Genomic DNA, 26,606 nt, shown 5'->3' with positions numbered 1-26,606 from the left:
TTTACCTTGGGTTCACTACCCAGCTCCAAATCAAACAAATCAAACAAATGAACGGAACAGTAATGAAAAAAACACTGTATACCGGCGCATTGTGTGCTGCTACTTTACTTTCTACACCCTCTTTCGCAGCTGACCAAGAACTGTATTTTTACAACTGGTCTGAATATATTCCAAATGAAGTACTAGAAGACTTCACAGAAGAGACTGGCATCAAAGTCTACTACTCTACTTATGAGTCTAACGAAAGCATGTACGCTAAGTTAAAAACTCAAGGTACGGGTTACGACTTAGTGGTTCCTTCTACTTACTTCGTTTCTAAGATGCGTAAAGAAGGCATGCTTCAAGAGCTTGATAAAACCAAGCTAAGCCACTTTGCAGATTTGGATCCAAATTACTTAGATAAGCCATTTGACCCAAATAATAACTACTCAATCCCATACATCTGGGGTGCGACGGGTATTGGTATCAACTCAGACATGCTAGACAAGTCTTCAGTTAAAAACTGGGGCGATCTGTGGGATACGCAGTGGGAAGGTCAATTGATGATGATGGATGACTCTCGTGAGGTTTTCCATATCGCTCTATCTAAACTGGGCTATTCTCCAAACACGACTAACCCAGAAGAAATCAAAGAAGCCTACGAAGAACTTCGTAAGCTAATGCCAAACGTATTGGTATTTAACTCAGATTTCCCAGCGAACCCTTACCTAGCAGGTGAAGTGTCTCTTGGTATGCTTTGGAATGGTTCTGCTTACATGGCACGCCAAGAAGGCGCAACGATTGACATTATCTGGCCAGAAAAAGGCGCTATCTTCTGGATGGACAGCCTAGCAATTCCAGCAGGTGCTAAGAACACAGAAGCGGCTCATAAGATGATCGACTTCCTTCTTCGCCCAGAGAACGCTGCGAAAATTGCTCTAGAGATCGGTTACCCGACGCCAGTTAAAACCGCTTACCCTCTTCTTCCTAAAGAATTTGCTGAAGACAAGAACGTTTTCCCACCACAATCAGTGATGGATAACGGTGTTTGGCAAGACGAAGTTGGTGAAGCGAGTGTCATTTATGACGAGTACTTCCAAAAACTTAAAGTAAACAACTAGGTTATTGTTAGTTAACCAGTTAAGTAAATAAAGCGGCGTAAGCCGCTTTATTTTTTCAGATTCAGAAACTGATGTGTGTTATTAAAGACAAGGCTTAGGCCGTTAAAGAGCCCTTCTCTGAACATAACAGCTCGCCAACCAGTTTAGGCACCTCGATACTCGCCTTGCCATAACGCTTCTCTTCAAATTCACTTTCAACCGCACTAGGTTCGAGGTTTATCTCGATAGTATGTGCACCATGCATTTTCGCATCATGAACAAAGCCTGCCGCTGGATAAACAACACCTGAAGTTCCGATAGAGATAAACAGATCCGTTTCTTCCAGTGCTGAATAGATGTCGCCCATTCTTAATGGCATTTCGCCAAACCACACAATATGAGGGCGCATCTGCGCTGGAATTTGACAGCAATGACAAAGCTCGCCGGTTTCGATGTTGTCTTTATGGTCGATAACTTGATTGGATTCACTGCAACGTGCTTTCAAAAGTTCGCCGTGCATGTGAATAATGTTGTTGCTACCGCCTCTCTCGTGCAGGTTGTCGATGTTCTGAGTGATGATTGTTACTTTGCCATCAAGTTTGTCTTCGAGCTCACCTAGCGCCTTATGGGCAGAGTTTGGTTGAATGCTCTCACCTTGTAAGCCATGGCGACGCTTGTTATAGAATGCTTGAACCAAGTCGGGATCTTTTGCAAACCCCTCTGGAGTAGCGACATCTTCGATTTTATGGTTTTCCCATAGCCCGTCTTGTGCTCGGAATGTTTGTATCCCCGACTCCGCAGAGATGCCAGCGCCAGTAAGAATTACGATATTTCGATATGGGAAATGCATACAACGTCCTTTTCAATATGTCACTTTGTAACAGCTTAGCACTGTTCAAATTCCAACAATAGTTTTAGGGATTAGACCATAGTCTTAGCCAACTGAATTCATTGGTTATTTGTGACATGACTCGCTTGTTACCTCTTGGATACAGCGACAATGCTAAGTCGCGTTATATGTTAAGTAACAGTTAATTAAATATACATGGAAATGCACATGAAAAAGGTACTCGGATTAGGTCTAGCTTTAGTGGCTTCAAAAGTAGCTGCGAACACATTTGAGGTTAGCCTGTTCTACCCTGACTCTTTCGATTCAGACCCGAATTATGAAGTGTCAGCAGAAGTCATTGGATTCTATCGTTCACTGGAAATTGGTAATCAACTCTTCATTGATAATGGAGTGGACCTTACACTTAAGCCAATTAGCATTAAATCGACTAATAGCTGGGGTACAAGTGAAACGGTTAACTGGGGTCAAGCAACTATGCAATGGGATGGCGGGTCAGGTGTCGACATTGAAACTAATATCGGTGATATGGCTGTTGGAGTCTTCGAACAAACAGGTTCTGCACTTGCATTAGCAGAGGCAATGCTATCAAGTTACTATACGAGCAATCCAACAGGAACACGTAAGATTGCTATTGGTCATAGCGTGATGCTTGGTACTGATGATCAAACCTCACTACCTTATGTACTAACACATGAAATTTTGCATACCATTGGTGGCGAGCACGTAAGTTCTGATGACTTTAATGATGATGGATTAGGCCGTGTCGATGGGTACGGTAAAGTATGTGATAATGGTTATTCATCATTAATGCATACGTCAGTATCTTCAACTCCATACACTCAATTGACAATGACAGGGGCTACTGGCTGCTCTGATGCTCAAGCAAATATGATTAACTTCATTAATCACTACGCACCGTTAGCTGCCAATTATACTGATACTGTTGGCAATCGGACTGTAAGTGTTGAAATCAAAGAAGATATTACTAACCAAGTTTTCACTTTTAAAGCTACTCGACTAAACGTTACTAACGAAGAAATGATGAAGCTGTATATTGCTGGAGGATATGTTAATTCTGGAAATACAAGCTTAGAACCCATTGGTATTGCTTTTGACTCTGGCGAAACCGAGTCGCAATTGGTAGAAGTGCCATTCACTGACTTACACCCTTTATTCGAACAAGCGAATGATACTGTACAGAGTGTGTACGTTGTAGTGATTGGTAATGATGAAGTGCAAGATACAAGTGTTGATCTGATGGCGTTGAATACTCAATGGACTGATGTTGTAGCAATACCTCCAATAACTAGCCCCACAGAACCCACAGAACCTACGGAAGCACAAGGTGGTTCGGGCGGTGGTAGTATACCTCTTTGGCTCCTCCCCGCTATGTTACTGGTAAGGTTATTCCGCAGATAAACCAGTTGAAAACACTTAACTTAGAGAGTTTATGCTTAGGGAACTTATAGAGCGGCCGAAGCCGCTCTATATTGATTTAACTGGCGTTTACTTGAAGAGTTTAGAGCTCATCGCAGCAACTAGAGTTAGTCTTCGTTGATAGACGAGATCTTATGGATTGAAAGATCCGCGCCGTTGAATTCGTCTTCTTCACTTAAACGCAGGCCTGTTAGTTTGCTCAACACACCATAAACAATCATTGCGCCAATCAAAGCCACAGTAATGCCCGCCAGTGTGCCGACCACTTGAGAAGCAAAGCTCACGCCACCTAGTCCCCAGAATGTTTGTGAACCGAAGATACCAGCAGCAATGCCACCCCAAGCACCACATACGCCGTGTAGAGGCCACACACCGAGTACATCATCGATCTGTGTTTTGTTTTGCATGTAAGTAAATAGGTAAACAAATAGCGCGCCTGCCACGCCGCCCGTCACCAAAGCGCCAAGTGGGTGCATCAAATCTGAGCCCGCACAGATAGCGACGAGACCAGCCAAAGGACCATTGTGGATGAAGCCCGGGTCATTTTTACCTGCAATTAGAGCCGCAAGAATACCGCCAACCATTGCCATGAGTGAGTTCATCGCCACCAAGCCGCTGATACCATTGATCGCTTGAGCTGACATCACGTTAAAGCCAAACCAACCCACACATAAGATCCAAGAGCCTAGTGCTAAGAATGGGATATTCGATGGTGCAAAGTTGGTGTGTTTACCCGCACGGATTCGACCTTTACGCATCCCTAGGAAGTAAACCGCAACCAAAGCAATCCAACCACCTACGCCGTGAACTACTACAGAACCTGCGAAGTCATGGAATCCATAACCAAACTGACCTTCTAGCCAATCTTGGAATCCAAAGTTTCCGTTCCAAATGATGCCTTCAAAAAATGGATAGATGAAACCAACCGTAAACAGTGTCGCAATCAAAATTGGGTAGAAACGTGCACGCTCTGCGATACCGCCTGAAACGATCGCTGGGATTGCCGCTGCGAATGTCATAAGGAAGAAGAACTTAACCAGCTCATATCCGTTGCCTTGCGACAGTGTTTCTGCGTCTGCAAAAAAATGTGCACCGTAAGCAACCCAGTAACCGATAAAGAAGTAAGCAATGGCGGAGACACCAAAATCCGACAGGATCTTAACGAGCGCGTTTACTTGGTTCTTCTTTCGAACGGTACCGACTTCTAGAAATGCAAAGCCAGCGTGCATCAAGAAAACCATGATGGCACCGAGTAATAGGAATAAAGTATCTGAACTTTGGGTAAGGGTTTGTACTGCACTATGAACTTGAGTCACCGTTTCACTCATTAAAGCATTCTCCTTCGCTTTATCTGATTTGCACTGATATCGTGCGATTCAATGTTGTAATTAATTAAAGACTCAACAATGAACGCAAGATGTGTTCCAAGTGTGAAGGGTAATTTTCGTGCAACAGTTTTAAATTTTAACTTATTGATTATTATAATCTAAATATTTATGCGCACTTTTATGGTTCTTGAAAATTGAAAAAACAACAACGACAATTGCACCAAATAAGGGAGTTGCACCATATTGAAGCGGTCAATGAATAGGTTATGATCCAGAGATCGGCTGGCAAACTATTTACGGTTCCAGAGCCTAAAAAACAAAAAGCCCAGTGAAATGAATCACTGGGCTTTCTTTAGATATGTCGTTAACGTGTTAGCGTTACAGGTTTGGTCCTGTCGACGGGTTTTGCGGTAAGTTTTGACTCAAACGCTGCATACCTTGATACATGCGGATAAACCAAACCACAATCGCGACACCACCAAACAACATACCCACGTAAGGAATGTAGTAAGCGATGTCATCAATAAAGTGGTTCTGATACCAATAATCGTTAACACCAATCAAAATACCGTTAGATGTAGCTACCGTTACGATAAGCACCACAAAGAACGTCAGGTTCAAGAAGAACGAGCGAATAAGGCCGTAGTAATGGGTATCCACTACTTCGCCGTCTTCGCCTTTATCTAAACGATAGCCCGCGTAGATGATGGCAACCACACCAGAGAGAAGGCAAGTAAATGGTGTAAAGCAGCTTAGGATGTAAGCAACCCAAATACCTTTATGAGGTTTGTTCATTCTTATTCACCCCTTCCGTTTTCTCTGTTGCTGCGTTAGCGCTTTGTTCAACGCCGTTTTTCTCTTGTTCCATCATTTCTTTGTACCATAGGTCATGGTGCTCTTTAGCCCAAGTCTCATCAACTTCGCCTGTTACCATGCCTTCTAGTGCCCCTTCCATACCGAACAAGCCGATGTAGATGTGGAACACGAAACCACAGATAAGGATCAGAGCAGCCAACATGTGGACTAGGTTTGAAAGCTCCATATCTCGACGCGTTTGACCGAAGATTGGGAAGTCTAAAACCAGGCCACTGATCGCAGCCACACTACCCATAACAATCAATAGCCAGAACAGTGCTTTTTCACCCGCGTTCGAAAACTCTGCAGATGGATGAGAACCTTTATGCTTCCCTACCATGCCACCCAGCTTCATGAACCATTGGATATCGACCATCTTGAAGATAGACTTGCGCCACCACTTGATAAGAACAGCCATCAACAGCACGTAGAAAATCGGGCCGATGTAGTTGTGATATTGCTTAGCCAGTAGAACGATGAACCCCCATAGATCCGTTGGGATATAAGGTTTCAAGAAGTGTTTACCGTAAACCAACATCAAACCACTGAATGCCAGTGTTAAGAAAGTAAACGCCATACTCCAGTGCAACGCACGATCCAGTCGAGACCAACGTTTGATCTTACGACCTGTTCTTGGCGCACTGAGCATCAATGGACCAATTACTACGTACATTAGGGTGACAAAAGCAATACTGCCAAAGATAGCAACGGCACCGGCTGGTGACATCCACTTCTCTTTTAGTATGTACCAAGTCTGACCCGGAGTACTGATGAGTACGCCATGCTCAGGAGACTGAGATGTGGTGTAACCTGATTGTCCATCTCTAACTTGTCGCCAGTAATCCGCACCAGCAAGTTGAACCACTTCTCTTTCAGCTGAGCTTGCTTGAGTTTGTGATGAGTTCGTCTCAGATGCATGACTCATAGGAGAAAGCATTGTTAGTGCTGCCAACATTGGCAGCACAACAAGGAAGAGACGCTTAAACATTGTAAGCATATGTCTCTCCTACTTAGCTCTTAGTTGCGTCGTAAGACAGGTCATTGCCGTTTGTCCAACCCGCACCTTTCGCCCCACGCTCAACAACACGCTGACGGAAAACATCAGAAACTTTCTCTGCGTCACCCGCTAGCAGTGCTTTGGTTGAACAAAGCGAAGCACACATTGGCAGTTTGCCTTCGGCAATACGGTTTGCACCGTACTTTTGACGCTCTTCAACAGAACCTGGTTCTGTTTCAGGACCGCCAGCACAGAAGGTACATTTGTCCATCTTACCGCGTTCACCAAACGCTTCCTGTTTAGGGAATTGAGGTGCGCCAAACGGACAAGCAAACAAACAGTAACCACAACCGATACACAGATCTTTGTTGTGAAGTACGATGCCGTCTTCGGTATGTTCAAAACAGTCTGCAGGACAAACTGCCATACATGGCGCATCAGTACAGTGCATACACGCTACTGAGATAGAGTTTTCACCCGGTTCGCCATCGTTCAATGTCACAACGCGACGACGTTGAATACCCCATTCCAGAGCATCATCATTTTCATTCTTACATGCAGTGACACAACCGTTACATTCGATACAACGCTTGGTGTCACAAAGAAATTTCATTCTAGCCATTTTAAGACTCCTTACGCTTTACGAATATTACAAAGGGTTACTTTCGTTTCCTGCATCAACGTGACAGGGTCGTAACCATAAGTGGTCGCTGTGTTAGCAGCTTCACCAATAACGTAAGGATCAGAGCCTTCTGGGTATTTAGAACGCAAATCTTCACCTTGGAACTTACCACCGAAGTGGAATGGGATGAACGCCAGACCTGGTTTCACACGGCGTGTTACCATCGCTTTCACCTTAATTCGGCCCTTCTCAGCACCTTCAACCCAAACGTCATCACCATCTTTAAAGCCAATATCGTTTGCATCTTTAGGGTTCACTTCAACAAACATCTCTTGTTGTAGCTCTGCTAACCAAGGGTTAGAACGGGTCTCTTCACCACCACCTTCGTACTCAACCAGACGACCAGAAGTGAGAATAATCGGGTATTCACCAGATTTGTCTTGCTCTTGAATCGACTTGTACAACGTAGGAACACGGAAGATTGCTTCTTTATCATCCCATGTTGGGTAGTCAGCAACCAAGTCGCGACGTGGTGTGTAAAGTGGCTCACGGTGAAGTGGTACACGGTCTGGGAATGTCCAAACAATCGCACGCGCTTTCGCGTTACCAAAAGGAATACAACCGTGCTTGATAGCTACGCGTTGAATACCGCCAGAAACGTCGGTCTTCCAGTTTTTCCCTTCAGCAGAGGCTTTCTCTTCTGCTGTTAGGTCATCCCACCAACCAAGTTGTTTCAGCAATTTGTCACTGAACTCTGGGTAGCCATCTTTGATTTCGCTGCCTTTTGAGTAGCTGTCTTCAGCCAATAGGCTTTGACCTTCAAATTCGACACCGAAACGAGTACGGAAGTTACCACCACCTTCAGCGACAGTCTTAGACGTATCGTAAAGGATATGTGTGCCTGGGTGTTTCATTTCTGGCGTGCCCCAACATGGCCAAGGAAGACCGTAAGTCTCACCATTTGCAGGCCCGCCCTCTGCTTCCAGAGACGTTTTGTGGAATGTATGCCAGTTCTGTTGGTGCTCTTTCAAACGCTCAGGGCTTTGACCTGTGTAACCGATCGTCCACATACCTTTGTTGAATTCTCGTGTGATGTCTTCAATCAATGGTTGGTTGTTCTCAACACGGATGTTTTTGAACAGCTGATCAGAGAAACCAAGCTTCTTAGAAAGAAGGTACATGATTTCGTGGTCAGGCTTAGATTCGAACAGAGGATCTACAACCTTGTCACGCCACTGTAGCGAACGGTTTGATGCCGTTACACTGCCGTAGGTTTCAAATTGAGTGGTTGCTGGAAGCAAGTAAACGCCGTCGGTGCGATCGTTCATTACTGCTGCAACGGTTGGGTATGGGTCAACGATAACCATCATATCCAGCTTCTGCATCGCCTTCTTCATCTCTGGACCACGAGTCTGAGAGTTTACTGCGTGACCCCAGTAGAACATGGCACGGATGTTTTCGCGCTGACGAATCTTGTCTTTGTCTTCAAGCACGCCATCAACCCAACGAGAAACAGGAATACCTGCACTGTTCATTGGTTTTTGGCCGCCGTATGCGTTGTCGTCGAAACGTCCTTTCACCCAGTCAAAGTCGATGTCCCAAACTTTAGACCAGTGGCGCCAAGAACCTTCAGACAGACCGTAGTATCCAGGAAGAGTGTCTGATAGTACGCCAAGGTCTGTTGCGCCTTGTACGTTATCGTGACCACGGAAAATGTTTGCACCGCCACCTGATTTACCGATGTTACCTAGCGCAAGCTCAAGTACACAGTAAGCACGTGTGTTGTTGTTACCCGTCGTGTGTTGAGTACCACCCATACACCAAACGATACAACCCGGACGGTTTTCAGAAAGTAGTTTCGCTGTGTGGTAAACGTCTTCTTCGCTTACACCAGTTACACGCTCAACTTCTGCTGGGTTCCACTTTGCGACTTCTTCACGGATCTCGTCCATGCCGAATACACGTTGGCGGATAAACTCTTTGTCTTCCCATTGGTTAGCAAAGACATGCCATAATACACCCCAGATAAATGCAACATCTGAACCTGGGCGAAGAGAAACATAGTGATCAGATTTCGCAGCAGTACGCGTACGACGAGGATCCGCAACAACGATCTTACAGTTGTTCTTCTCTTTCGCGATAAGGATGTGCTGCATCGCTACTGGGTGAGCTTCTGCAGGGTTTGAACCAATGAACAGCATCGATTTACAGTTGTGCATGTCATTGAACGAGTTTGTCATCGCACCGTAACCCCAAGTGTTTGCAACACCGGCTACTGTGGTTGAGTGACAAATACGCGCTTGGTGGTCAACGTTGTTGGTGCCCCAAAGCGACGCCATCTTACGAAACGCGTAAGCTTGTTCGTTACTGTGTTTTGCACTACCTAGGAAGTAAACCGAATCAGGGCCAGACTCTTTACGAAGTTCTAGCGCTTTGTTACCAATCTCTTCAATCGCTTGTTCCCAAGAAAGCTTCTTCCACTTACCGCCTTCCAATTTCATTGGGTACTTAAGACGACGTTCACCATGGCCGTGCTCACGAAGTGCTGCACCTTTCGCACAGTGTCCACCAGCGTTGAATGGGTGATCGAATGCAGGCTCTTGACCCGTCCAAACACCGTTTTGAACTTCAGCGTAAATACCACAACCCACAGAACAGTGAGAACAGATAGTACGTTTCACTTCTGTTTTCGCTTCTGGATCGACTGATTTAGCCTGTGCTTTCTTCATCATGCCAGGTGCAAATAGACTTGCACCTACTACCGCGCCACCAGCGGCTAATGAGGTGTTTTTCATGAAGGCACGTCGAGACACACCCAGTTGATTGGTTTCTTTGCTCACACTATCGGAGCGTTTGACAAGTTTCATCCGTTATCTCCTAAAGCGTGTCGTAGTAATCGCGAATATGTTGCGTTTCACGATAGCCCGTCTTCTTCATGTCTTCTTTCGGCATTTCAACCGTTTCTGAAGCAGTTGCCACTTTTGTTGTACCAGCGACAACGGCACCAGCTACGGCTGCAGTCGTTAAGCCTTTGAGTAAGTCCCTACGGCTTGTGTTTATTTCTTTATTATCTTTCATCATTGCTTCCTTACCTTACGGTAGATCTTTTTGGAGGCTTAATGCCCCTCTATCGATATAATCGCGTACTGCTCGATTACTCGTAATCAGTGACGTTTTTCACATCAATCTTTAATTTATGCTTACTGCTTTTTGTATTAACGCTAAAGCGCACTTGTTCTAACGTTAAGAATGCTTCACACAGCTGAGCTGCTGATTTGTAGAAGTTCGCACTTTCTGCGCTTTCAAGCTGACGCGTAAAAGAGTTAAACCAAGGGCCAAGATGCTTATTGAAAACGGCTTGTTGAAGCGCTTCTTCTTCACCAGTTAGCATTGCCATTACTTCACACAATGCAGCAATATGATCTTCTGGCTCTTTCACTTGATCATCACGCTCAATGCCTAAAAGCTCTAGGTCATGGCGAATCTCTGCCAATGGTTTTTCCATCATGGCGCCAGTTCTATGCCATGAACCAAATGGAACAATCTCTCCACGGCCAATGCCAATGAACAGATCTTGATATTCATCTTCTAATGCTTCGCGATTTGATTCCGTTGCCGCTTGTTGAATAGCAATCCAAGCTTTTTGCATCGCGCTCTCAGACGCTTCAATGTCTAGCGTCTTTAGGAAATCAATGACCTCTTCAGAAGGTGCGCTACGAAACAATGCAGAAAGAACCAAATAGATTTCAGTTCTTAGTGTCTGGTCTTGTTCAAATTTGCTTTGTGCTTGATCTAAATGAGTTTCCAATGCCTACTCCTAGTATTTCAGTTGCTTCAATGGGTCTTGAGCCATCGAATCAAACATATCTATCACACGGCAGTCTTCACACATCGCAATACGGTTAATTGCAGATTCGTCTGAAAAATGAGAGTGACCGCGTAACTTGCTTTGTAACATGTCAATCATAGACTGCGGTGCGAATGGCTTATGACAACGAATACATTCCGCTGCTTTCTCTTCATGAATCACAACAGCCTTCTGACGTTCTTCTTTCACCCAGTTCATGCGAGGTGTTAGAGTCAGAACATTTTCAGGACACGCTTTTTCACACAGGCCACATTGAATACAGTCTTGTTCTACAAACTTAAGTGATGGAGATGTGCCGTCAGTATGAAGAGCACGTGTAGGACAAACCGCCACACAACTCATACACAAAGTACAATCTTTGCTTTCACACGAAACCGTGCCATATGGCGCATTCGAAGGAAGTTCAACAATGTTCTCAACAGGAATGCGAGATGAAGACATAGCATCAAGTGCTGTGAACAGGCGTTGACGTTTATTGCCTTGAAGATCGCCAAGTGCAAGGTCGAATGAATCCACACATAGTGTTGGAGGACCTTCACGTAGAGATTCTAAGTACAGAATATCGATGGTTTCTTTCGGAATTCCGATTTGGTCTAGTAGCTCTTGAGCGATCCCTACTTCGTTATTCAGAACACGAATGATCGTTTCTGGCATAAAGCGAGATGCTGCAAAGAGAACTTGAGTCGCACCATTAACCAATGCTGCAAACCAAGTATCGATACCAATAGAAGGCAGTTCTTCAACAACAATTGGAATCACGTTGTCTGGTAGCGCTTTAAGTGCCATCACGTTGTAGGTCTCATGACGTGAGCTACAGATAAGCACGATAGGATCCAGACCGCCCGCTTGCTCGTAGTTAGCTAGCGTACGTTCAATGAATTTTTGAGTATCATCAGGATTAGGCAATGCGTAAGAGATAGCTTCTGTAGGACAGCTCGTTGCACAAGTACCCACGCCTTGACATAGGTAAGGGTTAATCTCAATCTTGTGACCCGTCTTATCAGAGCCTTCACTTGAAAGCGCACCAGCAGGACAAGCATCAACACAACGCTCACATCCTTTTACGCCACGAGAACTGTGCGCACAAAGGTCGGTGTCCAAACGGAAGAACTTAGGCTTATCAAACGTGCCCATTAACGTAGGAATTTCTTCTAACGCTTCAGCCAGTTTAGGATAGCCACGGCCAACTGGGTAATAACCCGGTACAGGTACTTCTTCTGTCATGCAGCTATTCAGACATAGGTCTAGAACAACATCGAAACAATCGTGATTAATCGCGACTTTTGCCAGGTTGCTTGATGTACCTTTACTTTCGATCACAACTTCAAACGTACCAAGGAAACCGGATACTTGAACCGAATTCGCAAAGTACAGTTCTGGGTTTGTGCCTTTTTCGCCATCTGTTGACAATAAGGTTAGGCTCGTCAATTGAGGCAATTGCGCCGCAGCACTTTCGATGATCGTAGTTGGACCAATAATCAGCGTATTACCACCGCTTTCATAACTGACTGTCGGTGGAATCAGATTTGTTAACTCAACTGTATTTTCAAATGCATACAGTCTTGCTTTAGCGTTATTTGAATTTGCTTGTTCTAATAATTGTTTAAGCATTGCTCAGTTCCATCTTTGGACATGGATAATCTGTTCAACTTTCATTGTAGTAAGCGATAGAGAACTTGCTGAGTAATCCGTTAACAACTAACCCTTTAGCCAGTGTGTCGTTTGTCAGACCGTGAACTCGTCTATCTACAAAAAAGTTGATAATGAACGTTATTTAGCAAATGCCATGCCAATTTAATATACCTTATATATCAGTAATTTAGTTCTTTATAACGTTTATTGTGCGTATAAAAAAACCGCTTGGGACATTTTGTCGCAAGCGGTTCATTGAGTGTTTAGTCAAAATGTACCTATTCTTTGTGTGGTATATTTTGTCCCATCTCTTTCAGGTCAGCTTCGTCTGACATTGTAGCGTTATTATCTGATACTGTGTTTTTATACAGTTCTTTTTCTTGTTCGGTAATTTCGGCACTTTCTGACGTTTCAAGTTCATTATCAGATACCTCAAGATCGCCTTCAGAATTTTCTAAAACTTCACCTTCATCTTTATTATCAATGAGTTGCTCTTCTTCTGGCGCAGCTTCTTCTTCCGTTTTATCTTTAACCCAATCACGCAAGGTTTCCGCAACCCCTTCAGAAAGAGACTTCAAATTACTGTAATCGTCGTCGTAATCATCTAAACCATCACGAACGTTGAACTCTTCTGAGAGGAATAATTTACGCAATGCCGCTTTTTTTACGCTTTCTGAGGCTTCTGACACCAATAATTGAGCAACAGACAAGTCTTCAGTCGTTTCTGATGCTATCTCCTGAGAGTCAATAGTTTGAGAATCGACAGCGTGTTCTGGAGACTCTTTTTCCAAAGCTCCACGTTCTAGTGACTCCGATGTTTCTGCGTCTATAGATGAAGCAGCAGACGAAGCTTCAGTGGAAGTAAGCTCAGTTTCCTCTAGCGTTTGTTGCGCTTCTAATGGTTGGTCGGTTGATTCATCAAGCTTTCGTTGAGACCAACGGCTAAAAAAGTTAGTTGCCATTTGATCGACCCGCGCCTTTACGTTTCTTACGTCTTGCTTCTAATAACTCGCCATGACGACCGATGAATGCTTCCATCCAAGCTTGTACAGGCAATGGAATGTCGTATGAAAGGACTTGGTTGTCACCGTCCATGTATTGCCCTGCAACGGTTTGTGATGCTGTAAGTAACTGAATGACGGGCTTAACACCAGAATCAACATTATCCATCACTAAGAAAAGCTTAGGTTGCTGCGAGCTGAGGTTGAAACGATAGTCTGTACGCTCGTCTTTATGTAGTTGGAGCAAACAAACGTCTTGGGCATTATCTTCTGGCGACAGTTCAAACCCCGTCAATTCCCATTGCGTTGTTATCCAAATACCTGTTTTGATCTCTTTTTCTATTCTTTGGACACCGATTGGCCAAGCTGCTTCTGTTTTTTCATATTGTTCTTTGAATTCTTTTATCTCAGACATACTTCACCCAATTGATTTTCTTTGGTCTGAATACACTTAGGACATTTTGTACTGTGCGCATTCATATACACCCCATAAAGCAATAAACACGCCAATACGGATTGACTGTGAGAGCGTATCTATAGCGTTCGTTATCAAGTTGTCACTATAACGTTAGTCGATACTGGTTATTTCAGACAACTCCACCCGGTGAACTCTCATATTTTGCGCTATTTTAATCTAATGCTTCATGTTTCCATCAATCCCCGTTATTTTGGAATGAGATTTGCCTTAGCTAATTCGCTAATGTTATTCACAGAGATATGTATTCACAGATCTATGGCATGTTCAGAACGATAATCGAAACCTAGGCCGTAGCGAACCAACAAACTAGCGCATTGATGAATGAGAGCCTTATTGCTCTTGTTGACTTCTTATCTCATAAAATCGCTATCTCATTAAGTAGGAAATGACTGTGGTAAAACCAAACATAATAAAAACCAGTGAGAACCCACTTCAGACAATCGAAGTTGAAGTGTTTGATGAATATGGCGAAAAGCTAACGAAACAGATCGCGTGTGAGCGCCCTCTTACCGTAATGTTGAACTGGAAAGAGATCGTAACCTTAATGACATTGGGCTCTCGTCCTGAGTCATTAGTCTTAGGCTATTTGAAAAATCAAAGCTTCCTTTCCGACCCTGAAGCGGTTGAATCTATTATCATCGATTGGGAAACCAGCTCTGCTGCGGTTATCACCAAAGAAGACACGAGCCAACTTGAGCAAGCGCTTAAGAAGAAGACAGTAACCTCTGGCTGCGGTCAGGGCACTATGTATGGCAACGTGATGAAGCAGTTGGAAGATTACCAAGTGCCTCAAAACAAGATTAAACAATCTGAAATCTACACAGCGCTTGAAGCGCTGACTCATTATAACGATACCTACAAGAAAGCAGGCGCGGTACACGGCTGTGCGGTTTGTAAAGACGACAAGGTTCTATCGTTTGTTGAAGATGTTGGCCGACACAATGCCGTTGATACATTGGCTGGTGAGATGTGGCTTAACAAAGAGTCAGGTGAAGACAAGATCTTCTATACCACAGGTCGTTTAACGTCTGAGATGGTAATTAAGGTTGCTCAGATGGGTATCCCTGTTCTGTTATCACGTTCTGGTGTAACACAAATGGGCTTAGACCTTGCTCAGAAGTTCGGCATCACCACTATTGCACGCGCAAAAGGTTTACGCTTCCAAGTGTTCACAGGCGCAGACAAGATCGACTTTGATGTGAAAGGCGAACAATCAGCGTAAGTTCTTTAAAGACAAACTTCTCTAAAGGCAAGTGCTATCTAAAGCCAATTTTCAGATGAACTCATATAAGGTGTAGGCGAAGGCTTGCACCTTTTTCTTTTGTGTCCTCTATTCGATTTAGTCTCCTTATCATTCTCTCTCCTTGCTCCATCATTTTATTCGCATAATTTTTACAGCCAGTTCGCTGTTACCACCCTTTCTGCACGTTATTTCAGCAACAGAACGCGCTCAATATTACTGTTTAGTTTTACTTAACGTTAATTTCAAAATTACTAGATATACCAAACATTAACAATTCTTTATCTTGTGCTCCGTGAACAGAACGAAGCACGCACTTATTGTGCCGCTTGGTGAAAGTTTCACTTCTTTGAATGCTCACTTCGAAGAAAACACATAAGAAAAAAGAATTGGATAACAATATGAAACAGCCTTTAAAAGCTTTAGCAATTGCTCTTGGATTGACCTTGGGCGCCAACTGTCACGCAATTGAACTTAAGCCGGTCGATACTGACTTTACATTACAAATACTGGGTTCAGGTGGTCCTATCTCGGATGACCTACGTGCATCCTCAGGTGAAATCGTATGGTGGAAAGGCAAATCACGAATCATGATTGATGCCGGTGGCGGTGTTTACCTACGTTTCGGTCAAGCGGGTGCAAAACTTGAAGACCTAGATTTTATGGGTATTACTCACTTCCATACCGATCACGTCAATGACATGCCTGCTCTTCTTAAAGGTGGCTACTTCTTTGAACGTGAAAAGGCGTTGGAGATTTCAGGTCCAGCCGCAGGCTCAGCCTTTCCAAGCCTCAACGGTTACTTTGCAGCGAACTTTGACCCAGACCATGGCGCATACGCTTACCTTGCTGGCTTATACGATGGAACCGATGGTCTATTCCCAGTCAATCTTACCGATGTTGACTATCAATCCACAGTGCCAACCGTTGTTTATGAAAAAGATGGTTTGAAGATCACTGCTCTGGGTATTCCTCATGGTGATGTGCCTTGTCTCGCTTACCGAATTGAAAGTGAAGAAGGCGTAATGGTGATTTCGGCTGACCAAAACGGTAGCAACCCTGCGTTCTTAGACTTCGCTCGTGGTGCCGACATCATGATGATGCCAATGGCGATTCATGAACAAGCCGATGGTGTCTCTACATTCATGCACGCTAAGCCTTCTGTCATTGGTGAAATTGCAAAAGAGATCAATCCAAAAATGTTGGTACTTAACCACTGGATGGGTCTAGGCCTTAAGCGCAAATCTGAATCAATCAAAATTGTACGCGAATACTACGACGGACCAATCATGTCTGGTCGTGATTTAGCGAGCTTCCCTATGTCTGCTGTAAAGGAGAAATAATATGAACAACAAAATCGCCCTATCAATCGCGATCACGTCTGTGATTAGCCTTAACTCTGCAATGGCATTTGCTGATGCACCTGCCGAAGCCCCTGTTGAAGCTAAACAATCTTCAGGACACGGTGGTAAATGTGCTGCGGGTAAATGTGGTACAGAAAAACGCTTCGAAAAAGCGGAACTGACCAGCAACCCTCAAGACCGTTTAGTGCGTGCTCGTGACGGGAAATGTGGCTTAACGGCTGAAGGTATCTCGCCAAGCAAAGAGCGCATCTTAACGGCGAATAGCAAGGTGACAGGTGGTGTATGTGGCCAGTAGAAACGCATAAAACTAAAGCTATAAAAAATAAGGCTTTAAAAACCAAAGCTTTAGCATCAAATGACCAAGCCCCTAAAAGCAGCGAGTTAAACCATAAAGTGCGAACCATTCAGAATACAGACAAAGGCATTGGGCTACGCAGTGAGCATATTGAACTGCTCGCTCGTTCCCCAAAGCACCCTGATATTGATTTTCTGGAACTGGCTCCCGAGAACTGGATGAGCTTAGGTGGTCTTAAGCGCGAACAACTACAGGATATAGCGAAGCAATACCCTTTGATCGCACACGGTTTAAGCTTATCCATTGGAGATTGTCAGCCGCTTAACACGAAGTTTGTACGTCAGGTTGGTCAATTTCTCGATGAACTGAATATTCAGGTATACAGCGAGCATTTGAGCTTCTCTCGAGACAGCCAAGGGTATCTGTATGAACTGTTACCCGTGCCACGTCACGCAGAAAACATCGGCTATTTAGCGGACAGAATCAAGCAAGTCCAAGACATCATTCAACGTCCTTTGGTAATGGAGAACATATCTTATTACCACAACTACGGAGATGAGATGCCTGAGGGTGAGTTTATCGCTGAAATAGCAAAGCGTAGTGGCTGTGAGTTGTTGGTCGACATCAACAATCTCTACGTGAACAGTCAGAACCACCACTTTGATGCGGCTGAAATGCTTAAAGCTTTACCGAGCGATGCTATTCGCTATTACCACATTGCTGGACATTTAGTTGAAAGTGATGGCTCAGGTGGAGGCTACAAATCGCTGATTGATACCCACGGAATGCCGGTACAGCAAGCGGTTATTGACTTGGCGCGTTACACCTTCTCTATTCATGGCAGTAAACCGTTATTGCTCGAAAGAGACAACAACGTACCACCTTTGGTCGTGCTGACTGAGGAATTACGAACGATGCACAGTCAGGTTCTAGATGCTGGTATTGCTCATCGCCCAATGAATCAGGAGTTGGTTTATGCATAACCCTCCTAGCATGATGATCACTCAAACACACGCACTAACCGCACTGATACGTTCGCCACTTGAAGACAACGCAGTGTGTCGATACAGCGAGTTCATTAGAGATAACGTATTTGGTGTATTGAACAACACATTCCCGCTGTTTTGCCAGCAAGTCGACCAAGACCAACTACTGATATTGGTTGATGAGTTTGTTGTCGTGCATTACGCCTCAGAGCCGGAGTTTCATCATATAGCAACTGAGTTTGTCAGCTTTATCCAGCGTCGCACTCAGCCAATGGGTATGTCTAATCTAAGTGATTTGTCTACTTTGAGTGCGAGTCATGACCTTACAGCCGACCAGCTTGCGGTGTTGGAGTACGAATGGTGTGCCTTTTGCGTTGAAATTGACGCTTCAAAGCAAGTATTGCCGATGTCATGGACGGGTGATCTTCGTGTTGATGAACAACAGCTTCAATTGGGTTTGTTAGTCAACAGTACGATGAAGCTCGTACAGGTACCTTTCCTTGTTCATGGTGAGTCACTGACGTTTCTAACACAAAGGCGACACCCCATTTATTACGCGATTTATCGCGACCGTGACCAACGCGTCAACACGATAAAACTAAGAGAAATTGATGTTGCGATTATTCAAATAATTCAACAACAACCAAATCGTTCTTTAGCCGATATAAAACAAATAATTGCTCAACAATTGGCGAGATTCGAGTTTATTAATTGGGTCGAACATTTCAGTGAAGTTGAACTGATTGGCGTTCACTCTTTAGGAGAAAAATTATGATTAAGTCAGCCCTCAGCTGGTACGACGCTATTGTCGAAAAATGCAAACAATACGATTACTTAGTACTGCTTTCAGTACGTCTTTATTTGATTCCGGTGATTTACGTCGGTGCACGCTCTAAAGTGCTGGGCTTCTCGGGAACAGTGGCATGGTTTGGTGCTTCAGCAGCCGATGGTGGTCTTAACCTTCCCTTCCCTGAGCTACTGGCATTCCTAGCGGCAGCGACCGAAGTATTAGGTTGTATCTGTATCGCGTTAGGTCTGTTTACTCGCTTTATCTCGATTCCAATGATTTTCATGATGAGCGTAGCAAGTGCAATGGTTCACTGGAAACACGGTTGGGATGCGATTGCGACTGGTGGTATGGAAGCAACCGTTCGACTTAACGGCTTCATCGAATGGCTCGCGGTTAACTTCCCAGGTCGTTACAACTACATCACAGAACTTGGCGACCCGGTAATGCTGAACAACGGTATGGAGTTCGCAGGCACCTACTTCGTGATGCTGTTAGTACTGCTTGTTTACGGTGGTGGCCGTTACGTGAGTGCAGATTACTGGCTACGTAAACAGTTCTCTAAAAAACAAAACAAAGCACTTCGTTGGTAATAGATTCTTTTCACACAGCTACATGTAAAACCCTTAATTAGTTCTCTCTAATTATCATCTTATTTTCCATTATCTTACCCGTCACACTCGTGGCGGGAAGGAGTTTTTATGCTTACAGATGTCGTTGATCTGTCGCGGTTTCAATTCGCAAGTACCGCTCTTTATCACTTTATATTCGTCCCCCTAACTATAGGCCTCTCCTTCTTACTCGCAGTGATGGAATCGCTGTATGTCATGACCAACAAAACCATCTACAAGGACATGACCAAGTTCTGGGGTAAGTTGTTTGGTATTAACTTTGCTGTCGGTGTTGCTACCGGCTTAACCATGGAATTCCAGTTTGGTACTAACTGGGCTTATTACTCGCATTACGTAGGCGATATCTTTGGCGCCCCGCTCGCCATTGAAGCCTTGATTGCGTTTTTCTTGGAATCAACCTTAGTCGGTATGTTCTTCTTTGGTTGGGACAAGCTCTCTAAGCGTCAGCACTTATCGGTAACTTGGTTGACGGCGTTGGGTTCGAACTTCTCTGGTCTGTGGATTCTGATGGCCAATGGCTGGATGCAAAACCCGGTGGGCGCAGAGTTTAACTTCGAAACCATGCGTATGGAGATGACAGACTTCGTCGAAGTGATCTTCAACCCAGTGACTCAAGTGAAGTTCGTACATACCGTTGCGGCAGGTTACACAACCGGCGCGCTATTTATCATGGGTATCAGTGCTTACTACATGCTTAAAGGGCGTGATTTACCGTTCGCTCGTCGTTCATTTGCAGTAGCAAGTGCTTTTGGTATGGCTGCGATTGTTTCGACAGTGATGCTAGGTGATGAATCTGGTTATGAATTGGGTGATGTTCAACAGGTGAAGCTAGCGGCTATTGAAGCTGAATGGCATACAGAAGAAGCCCCTGCCTCATTCACACTGTTCGGCTTCCCGAATCAAGAAACCATGGAAACGGACTACGCGATTAAGATCCCTTACGTGATGGGTATTATCGCAACGCGATCTTTGGATACGCCAGTTGTCGGTATTCATGATCTATTGGCAAAGAATGAAGAACGTGTTCGCAGCGGTATCTTAGCTTATGGGCTATTAGAAAAACTGCGTTCTGGTGATAAATCACAACAAAATATCGATGATTTTGAATCGGTTAAACATGATTTAGGTTATGGATTACTGGTTAAGAAATACAGCGATAACGTAGTGGATGCAACAGAGCAACAGATCAAACAAGCAGCCAAAGACACAATCCCAACGGTTGCCCCTCTGTTCTGGAGCTTCCGCATCATGGTGGTGTGTGGCGTCTTGATGTTTGCCATCATTGGTCTTTCATTCGTACAAATTTGTCGTCATAAGATTGGTACCAACCGTTGGTTACTGAAAGCAACAATATGCGCGATTCCACTACCTTGGATTGCCTGTGAAGCCGGTTGGTTTGTTGCGGAATACGGTCGTCAGCCTTGGGCTATTGGTGAAATTCTGCCAGTAAACATGGCGGCTTCTAATCTACCCGCTTCAAGTCTATGGATCTCTATCGGATTGGTTTACTTGTTCTACACCGCATTCCTAATTGTAGAAATGTTCCTGATGGTTAAGTTTGCAAAAATGGGCCCGAGCGCACTGAAAACGGGTCGCTATCACCATGAGCAATCAAACCAAGATCTAGCCGTTACAGGTGAGCAAAGCGCACCGCGTCAGCTAGATAAAACTATCGACCTTCATTAAGGAATTCAGATGTTTGATTACGAAAATCTTCGCCTGTTTACATGGGCAGTTATTGGCGTGTTGTTGATCGGTTTTATCATTACCGATGGCTTCGACATGGGCGTTGCGGCGTTGCTCCCTGTTCTAGGCAAGTCAGAAGTTGATCGACGAATCATGATTAACTCGATTGCCCCTCACTGGGATGGCAACCAAGTTTGGTTGGTTACCGCGGGTGGCGCTATCTTTGCGATATGGCCTGCAATCTACGCGGCTGCGTTCTCCGGGTTCTATTTAGCCATGATTATCGTGTTGGCGACCTTGTGGTTAAGACCGCTCGGTATGGATTACCGCGCTAAAATCGATAACCCGCAATGGAAGAAAGCGTGTGATATTGCACTTATCGTCAGTGGCTTCATTCCTCCGGTTATCTTTGGTGTTGGTTTCGGTAACTTGATGATTGGTGTTCCGTTTGAATTTAACGAATTGCTAATGATGTCATACCAAGGTGGTTTCTGGGATCTACTCACGCCCTTCCCACTACTATGTGGCTTGGTGAGCTTGGCGATGGTTGTCACGCAAGGCGCGGCATTCCTACAGATGAAAACGACGGGTGATTTAAAACAACGCGCGCAGAAAGTGATCGTATGCATGGCGCTTGTCACTGTCGGACTGTTTATTGTTGGTGGGATATACGCGTATACACTTCCGGGTTACCTGATTACTAGCCCAGTTGTGACTGATGGTGTTTCAAACCCGTTGCTAAAACATGTCATGAAGTTTGATGACTTACTGTTACATAACTACGAAAACTATCCAGTACTTTGGGGAATCCCTGCTCTAGGCATCATCGGAATGCTGAGTTGTGCAGTGATGACTCGACTTAACCGCGCTGGTTTGGCCTTCGCTTCGTCGAGCTTATCGATAGCAAGCATCATAACGACAGCAGGCGTTGCGCTATTCCCAATGATCATGCCATCTAGCTTGATGCCATCGCATAGCTTAACGCTGTGGGACGGAACATCGAGTGAGTTGACACTAAGCATTATCTCGGTTGTCGCAGTTATCGTGGTGCCAATTATTTTGGGTTACACAATCTGGTGTTACTACAAAATGTTCGGTCGACTAGATAGCCAATACATTCACGATAACAGTTCGTCACTGTATTAATTAAAGATGAAATAGGAGGATAACCTATGTGGTATTTATGTTGGGTACTGGGCGTCTTACTCGCCTGCGCGTTTGGAATCATTAATGCGCTGTGGTTAGAGCACACCGACTTTCTCGATGAACAAAACGAATAAAGCTGATCGGTAAAGTTACTAACAACTGTTAACTCGATAGTAAGCTAACTACTTAAAATAACTGAAAGTCCTCACTTAATGCGATGCCTGCAATTTCAAAGATTGCAGACATGAGTGTTAATGAGGACTTTTTCTTTTCGCATCTAATTTCACGTGCTTAACCTCATCTTATCCAGCAAAGTCGGCTCTTCAAATTACTAAGTTAATCGTTAAGTTGGTTCATATCATCGATTAAGTTGCTTTCCCCACCAACTGACCTTGCTTTAACAACTCTATAGGCTATTAGTTACATATCCATCATTTAAATGTATCTAATAGCTATTAAGCATAGATGGACATGAAACGTCATCGGCTAAAGGGAGTTAACCATGAACAATCCATCAGAACCTCAGCATCGTTTGCTGTCTCTTTCTATTCGCAGTAAGTTTATTTTAATCAACCTCACCCTGTTTATTTCTGTTTTTATCTATGCCATCTACGAGCAATTCAGCTTAGACAAATTGGAATCATTGGAGATCGCTGCAACCGAAAATCTCAGAAGCTCAGTCGATTTATTAACGCTTAGGCGACATGAGAAAGACTTCTTGTCTCGCCACGATCAAAAATACGCAGAGCGTTTCGATAAAACCGCCGAGACATTGAATCAAAGATTGGTGACGTTGAACCAAACCCTAACCTCGCACGAGCTTCACCTGACCGATCAAATGACCAAGATCTCCGATACCCTTCATCAATATCAGAAACAGTTCCACCAGATCGTCAATCAAGTGAACGACATCGAACGCACAACCCCACCTTTGGGCATTGTCGCAACTCTCGATGGAAAAAGAACAACGCTGAAATCAGCAATCGAATCAGAATCAAGTTTGGCACTGGAACTTGCGTTGTTAGAGCTGATCGAAAAAGACTTCCATTACCTCGCACATATTAATAGTCAAACGAATGCAGCGTTAACCAAGGCTCTTGTTGAGTTTGAACCCTACTCCCAAACTTCGATTGCGACTGAACAAGCCTATTCCGAATATAAGGCTGCGGTTGAAACTCTGTTGGTTGCTAACAGCAATCTAGGTTTGTCTGCAGAGTTGGGGCTTAGAGGCGCCTTACGTAGCAATGTTCATCAAACGGAACAAGCCATTGAAGAAGTGCAGAATGAGATAAGCCAAGCGATTACAGCGGCAGTTAGAAACACACAAAACATGTTACATCTGTTTGGTGCAGCTATCGTCGCTCTGCTTTCTCTGTTATTGGTGTTCATCGGTCGCAACATCCTGGGTCGTATCAAAGCGATAAACGTGATGATGGAGTCTATTGCAAATGGAGATGGAGACTTAACCGTCAGAATGAACGCCAAAGGTAACGACGAGCTCGCTCAACTTGCCCACTCGTTCGATACCTTCATCGATAAACTGCACGGTAACATCAAAGAGCTATCCGGTGTGATGACGGTGTTGACAGACAGTTCATGCAGCTCTGAAGAAGCGGCAGTTAAAAGCATGAGCAATGCAGAGAAACAAAAGCAGCAATCTGAATCGGTAGCGACGGCAGTCAACGAATTAGTGATGACCAGTAATGAGGTGACGGCGAACATCGAAAATGCCGCAACCAATGCCGAGAAGATCAAAGAAAATGCCCATCAAGCGCTACAAAAAACACAATCAACCAACGACAGTATTAATGTCTTGGTAGAAAACATCGCAGAGTCTCAGGATCTCATCGTTCAGCTCGAAGAACAGAGCCGTGAAATCAATCAGGTGGTCACGACTATTCAAGGTATTGCTGAGCAAACTAACCTATTAGCACTTAATGCTGCGATTGAAGCAGCGCGTGCTGGCGATCATGGACGAGGTTTCGCTGTGGTTGCATCGGAAGTGCGAGAGCTTTCATTAATGACCAACGACTCAACCCATCAAATAGAATCCACGATTCACGGTTTAACCACTGGGATAGACAAGACCGTCGCTAAGATGACAGCGAGCTTAGAACAAACTGAGCTGGTGAAAAGCCAAACCAAAGACGTGGTGAATGCGATAGAAGGAATACACTTCCAAGTTGGCGAGATGTTCGACTTAAACAGTCAGATCTCAACAGCGTCCGAAGAGCAATCGATGGTTTCGGTTGAGATTGACCGAAACATTACGGATATCGCTCACCTTGCCAGTGATACCTATACCGTGGTTTCTGGATCAGTACGTTGCAGTGAACAAGTCTCGAGTGTGAGTGTGAAGCTAGAGAAGATTGTCGCGCAGTTTAAGTACTAGTGATTAGTGATTAGTGATTAACGCAAGCTAGTTGATTTATGCGGTATGGAAAAACAAAAGGCCTCTATCTGATTGCTAAGATAGAGGCCTTTCTAATTTTGAATACGCACTAACGTGTTATTACGTATTAGCTCTTGCTACACGGTATTAGCCGCGTGCTTTCAAGAACTCAGCGTAAGTACCGCGGAAATCGTTGATCTTGCCATCTTTGATTTCAAGGATACGAGTTGCAAGCGAGTCTACGAATACACGGTCGTGAGATACGAAGAACAATGTGCCTTTGTAGTTCTCAAGAGCCAAGTTAAGCGCTTCGATAGATTCCATATCCATGTGGTTTGTTGGCTCATCCATTAGAAGGATGTTTGGTTTATGCATCATGATCTTACCAAGAAGCATACGACCTTGCTCACCACCAGAGATAACCTTTACAGATTTCTTAATGTCGTCTTGACCAAATAGCATACGACCTAGGAAGCCACGAACAACTTGCTCGTCTTCGCCTTCTTGGCGCCATTGGCTCATCCAATCAAACAGGTTCATGTCTTGTTCGAAGTCATGTGCGTGATCTTGAGCGTAGTAACCGATGTTTGAGTTTTCAGACCACTTGTACTCACCAGTACGAGGCTCAAGAGCGCCCGCTAGTGTGTTAAGCAGTGTTGTTTTACCCACACCGTTTTCACCGATGATAGCAACACGCTCACCTACTTCGAAAATACCGTCGAACTTGTTGTATAGGTCTTCTTCAAAACCTTGAGATAGGTTTTCAACCACAAGTGCGTTACGGAATAGCTCTTTAGACTGTTCGAAACGGATGAATGGGTTTTGACGGCTAGACGCTTTAACTTCGTCTAGTTGGATCTTATCGATCTGCTTAGCACGTGACGTTGCTTGCTTCGCTTTCGATGCGTTAGCAGAGAAACGAGATACGAACGTTTGAAGTTCAGCAATTTGTGCTTTCTTCTTAGCGTTGTCAGACAATAGACGCTCACGAGCTTGAGTCGCAGCCGTCATGTACTCATCGTAGTTACCTGGGAATAGACGAAGTTCGCCGTAATCAAGGTCAGCCATGTGTGTACAAACAGAGTTTAGGAAGTGACGGTCGTGCGAAATGATGATCATTGTGCAGTTACGTTGGTTTAGCGTATCTTCCAACCACTTGATGGTATCCATGTCCAGGTTGTTCGTTGGTTCGTCAAGAAGCATGATATGCGGGTCTGCAAACAGTACTTGAGACAATAGAACACGAAGTTTCCAACCCGGTGCTACTTCACTCATCAGACCGAAGTGCATTGATTCTTCAATACCTACCGCTAGAAGAAGCTCACCCGCTTTAGCTTCTGCCATGTAGCCGTCCATTTCAGCGAACTGAACTTCAAGGTCAGCCACTTTCATGCCGTCTTCTTCGCTCATTTCTGGCAAAGAGTAAATGCGGTCACGCTCTTGCTTAATAGCCCAAAGCTCTTTGTGACCCATGATAACCGTGTCGATTACCGTGAATTCTTCGTAAGCAAATTGGTCTTGGTTTAGCTTAGCAACGCGCTCGTTTGGATCGTAGCTTACGTTACCAGCACTTGGTTCTAGTTCACCAGATAGGATCTTCATGAACGTCGATTTACCACAGCCATTCGCGCCGATTAAACCGTAGCGGTTGCCTTCGCCGAACTTAACTGAAATATTTTCGAAAAGTGGCTTAGCGCCGAATTGTTGGGTGATATTTGCTGTGGAGATCAATGCCATTACCTTTTTAATGTGAAAAACGCCGCAACGTTACTTGTTCAGGGCTTTAACTGCAAGTATTGATTGCAATTACTGGCCATTAAGTGAGTGATAACCTAGCCAAATCATAGTTTGAGCTGACTCACATTTTTGATTTTCTATTTATCGCCGTAAAACCGTCGATTTTAAGGAAAAACAAAATATCGAACAGCGCC

At 44.4% G+C, this 26,606-nt stretch carries 24 protein-coding genes; 12 read left to right on the top strand and 12 right to left on the bottom strand.

The features are described from left to right. Positions 1 to 62 precede the first annotated feature (62 nt). The gene (locus MSG36_RS20380; RefSeq protein ID WP_017059627.1) at positions 63 to 1,100 is read left to right on the top strand and encodes an extracellular solute-binding protein; all 1,038 of its coding nucleotides are present in this window, start codon (positions 63 to 65) and stop codon (positions 1,098 to 1,100) included. Between the two features lie 94 nt (positions 1,101 to 1,194). On the opposite strand, the gene cobB is transcribed toward MSG36_RS20380, so the two are convergent. Next, the gene (gene cobB, locus MSG36_RS20375; protein ID WP_248369511.1) at positions 1,195 to 1,929 is read right to left on the bottom strand and encodes a Sir2 family NAD+-dependent deacetylase; all 735 of its coding nucleotides are present in this window, start codon (positions 1,927 to 1,929) and stop codon (positions 1,195 to 1,197) included. A 207-nt stretch (positions 1,930 to 2,136) separates the two neighbouring features. On the opposite strand from cobB, the gene MSG36_RS20370 reads away from it, so the two are divergent. After that, positions 2,137 to 3,348: a gammaproteobacterial enzyme C- transmembrane domain protein gene (locus MSG36_RS20370; protein ID WP_248369508.1), complete on the top strand. Its 1,212-nt coding sequence runs from the start codon at positions 2,137 to 2,139 to the stop codon at positions 3,346 to 3,348. Positions 3,349 to 3,473: 125 nt separating this feature from the next. Here the strand turns inward: MSG36_RS20370 and MSG36_RS20365 are convergent, their stop codons facing one another. The 10 genes from MSG36_RS20365 to MSG36_RS20320 form a co-directional block, all read right to left on the bottom strand. Next, positions 3,474 to 4,694, bottom strand: coding sequence for an ammonium transporter (locus MSG36_RS20365; protein ID WP_248369505.1), 1,221 nt, complete (start codon positions 4,692 to 4,694; stop codon positions 3,474 to 3,476). 378 nt (positions 4,695 to 5,072) lie between these two features. Next, a complete protein-coding gene (locus MSG36_RS20360; protein ID WP_061017922.1) occupies positions 5,073 to 5,489 on the bottom strand; it encodes a hypothetical protein in 417 nt (138 codons plus the stop codon). Beyond that, positions 5,473 to 6,546 (bottom strand): formate dehydrogenase subunit gamma, encoded by a 1,074-nt coding sequence (locus MSG36_RS20355; RefSeq protein WP_248369503.1) that lies wholly within the window; start codon positions 6,544 to 6,546, stop codon positions 5,473 to 5,475. Before MSG36_RS20355 ends, MSG36_RS20360 begins: the two co-directional genes overlap by 17 nt. Before the next feature lie 13 nt (positions 6,547 to 6,559). Further along, positions 6,560 to 7,168: a formate dehydrogenase FDH3 subunit beta gene (gene fdh3B, locus MSG36_RS20350; protein WP_061017924.1), complete on the bottom strand. Its 609-nt coding sequence runs from the start codon at positions 7,166 to 7,168 to the stop codon at positions 6,560 to 6,562. An 11-nt stretch (positions 7,169 to 7,179) separates the two neighbouring features. Next, positions 7,180 to 10,035 (bottom strand): formate dehydrogenase subunit alpha, encoded by a 2,856-nt coding sequence (locus tag MSG36_RS20345; protein WP_248369501.1) that lies wholly within the window; start codon positions 10,033 to 10,035, stop codon positions 7,180 to 7,182. A gap of 10 nt (positions 10,036 to 10,045) precedes the next feature. Continuing rightward, positions 10,046 to 10,246: a twin-arginine translocation signal domain-containing protein gene (locus tag MSG36_RS20340; protein ID WP_004733728.1), complete on the bottom strand. Its 201-nt coding sequence runs from the start codon at positions 10,244 to 10,246 to the stop codon at positions 10,046 to 10,048. A gap of 76 nt (positions 10,247 to 10,322) precedes the next feature. Next, positions 10,323 to 10,976 (bottom strand): molecular chaperone TorD family protein, encoded by a 654-nt coding sequence (locus MSG36_RS20335; protein ID WP_248369499.1) that lies wholly within the window; start codon positions 10,974 to 10,976, stop codon positions 10,323 to 10,325. Positions 10,977 to 10,985: 9 nt separating this feature from the next. Further along, complete coding sequence (locus MSG36_RS20330; protein WP_248369497.1) at positions 10,986 to 12,647, bottom strand: 4Fe-4S dicluster domain-containing protein; 1,662 nt, start codon at positions 12,645 to 12,647, stop codon at positions 10,986 to 10,988. A 299-nt stretch (positions 12,648 to 12,946) separates the two neighbouring features. Further along, complete coding sequence (locus tag MSG36_RS20325; RefSeq protein WP_248369495.1) at positions 12,947 to 13,630, bottom strand: DUF3306 domain-containing protein; 684 nt, start codon at positions 13,628 to 13,630, stop codon at positions 12,947 to 12,949. Continuing rightward, positions 13,620 to 14,084 (bottom strand): DUF3305 domain-containing protein, encoded by a 465-nt coding sequence (locus tag MSG36_RS20320; protein ID WP_248369493.1) that lies wholly within the window; start codon positions 14,082 to 14,084, stop codon positions 13,620 to 13,622. The genes MSG36_RS20325 and MSG36_RS20320 overlap by 11 nt, the downstream gene beginning before the upstream one ends. A gap of 454 nt (positions 14,085 to 14,538) precedes the next feature. Between MSG36_RS20320 and fdhD the strand changes: the two genes are divergently transcribed. The 10 genes from fdhD (at position 14,539) to MSG36_RS20270 (ending at position 24,675) form a co-directional block, all read left to right on the top strand. Next, positions 14,539 to 15,369: a formate dehydrogenase accessory sulfurtransferase FdhD gene (gene fdhD / locus MSG36_RS20315; RefSeq protein WP_050052541.1), complete on the top strand. Its 831-nt coding sequence runs from the start codon at positions 14,539 to 14,541 to the stop codon at positions 15,367 to 15,369. A 419-nt stretch (positions 15,370 to 15,788) separates the two neighbouring features. Beyond that, entirely contained in the window at positions 15,789 to 16,730 is a 942-nt protein-coding gene (locus tag MSG36_RS20310) for an MBL fold metallo-hydrolase (RefSeq protein WP_046225231.1), read from the top strand. A gap of 1 nt (position 16,731) precedes the next feature. Beyond that, complete coding sequence (locus tag MSG36_RS20305; RefSeq protein ID WP_004733741.1) at positions 16,732 to 17,046, top strand: hypothetical protein; 315 nt, start codon at positions 16,732 to 16,734, stop codon at positions 17,044 to 17,046. A 98-nt stretch (positions 17,047 to 17,144) separates the two neighbouring features. Continuing rightward, a complete protein-coding gene (locus MSG36_RS20300; protein WP_248369546.1) occupies positions 17,145 to 18,029 on the top strand; it encodes a DUF692 domain-containing protein in 885 nt (294 codons plus the stop codon). Continuing rightward, a complete protein-coding gene (locus tag MSG36_RS20295; RefSeq protein WP_046225232.1) occupies positions 18,022 to 18,807 on the top strand; it encodes a putative DNA-binding domain-containing protein in 786 nt (261 codons plus the stop codon). Before MSG36_RS20300 ends, MSG36_RS20295 begins: the two co-directional genes overlap by 8 nt. Continuing rightward, on the top strand, positions 18,804 to 19,412 hold the full coding sequence (locus MSG36_RS20290; protein ID WP_017083666.1) for a DoxX family protein: 609 nt from the start codon (positions 18,804 to 18,806) through the stop codon (positions 19,410 to 19,412). Before MSG36_RS20295 ends, MSG36_RS20290 begins: the two co-directional genes overlap by 4 nt. Positions 19,413 to 19,520: 108 nt before the next feature. Continuing rightward, positions 19,521 to 21,137: a cytochrome ubiquinol oxidase subunit I gene (locus MSG36_RS20285; RefSeq protein ID WP_248369491.1), complete on the top strand. Its 1,617-nt coding sequence runs from the start codon at positions 19,521 to 19,523 to the stop codon at positions 21,135 to 21,137. A 9-nt stretch (positions 21,138 to 21,146) separates the two neighbouring features. Further along, the gene (cydB, locus tag MSG36_RS20280; RefSeq protein ID WP_050052530.1) at positions 21,147 to 22,283 is read left to right on the top strand and encodes a cytochrome d ubiquinol oxidase subunit II; all 1,137 of its coding nucleotides are present in this window, start codon (positions 21,147 to 21,149) and stop codon (positions 22,281 to 22,283) included. Between the two features lie 26 nt (positions 22,284 to 22,309). Further along, positions 22,310 to 22,417, top strand: coding sequence for a cytochrome bd-I oxidase subunit CydX (gene cydX / locus MSG36_RS20275; protein ID WP_082151276.1), 108 nt, complete (start codon positions 22,310 to 22,312; stop codon positions 22,415 to 22,417). 368 nt (positions 22,418 to 22,785) lie between these two features. After that, positions 22,786 to 24,675, top strand: coding sequence for a methyl-accepting chemotaxis protein (locus MSG36_RS20270; RefSeq protein ID WP_248369489.1), 1,890 nt, complete (start codon positions 22,786 to 22,788; stop codon positions 24,673 to 24,675). Positions 24,676 to 24,822: 147 nt separating this feature from the next. Here the strand turns inward: MSG36_RS20270 and MSG36_RS20265 are convergent, their stop codons facing one another. Next, positions 24,823 to 26,406 carry an ABC-F family ATPase gene (locus MSG36_RS20265; RefSeq protein ID WP_050650342.1) on the bottom strand — a complete coding sequence of 528 codons (1,584 nt, stop codon included), beginning with the start codon at positions 26,404 to 26,406 and terminating at the stop codon, positions 24,823 to 24,825. Between the last annotated feature and the right edge of the window lie 200 nt (positions 26,407 to 26,606).

The organism is Vibrio sp. 1CM8B (assembly GCF_023161685.1).
Taxonomy (GTDB): domain Bacteria; phylum Pseudomonadota; class Gammaproteobacteria; order Enterobacterales; family Vibrionaceae; genus Vibrio; species Vibrio coralliirubri.
The sequence above is the reverse complement of the archived record's forward strand: the minus strand, read 5'-3'. Positions and strand labels throughout refer to the sequence as shown.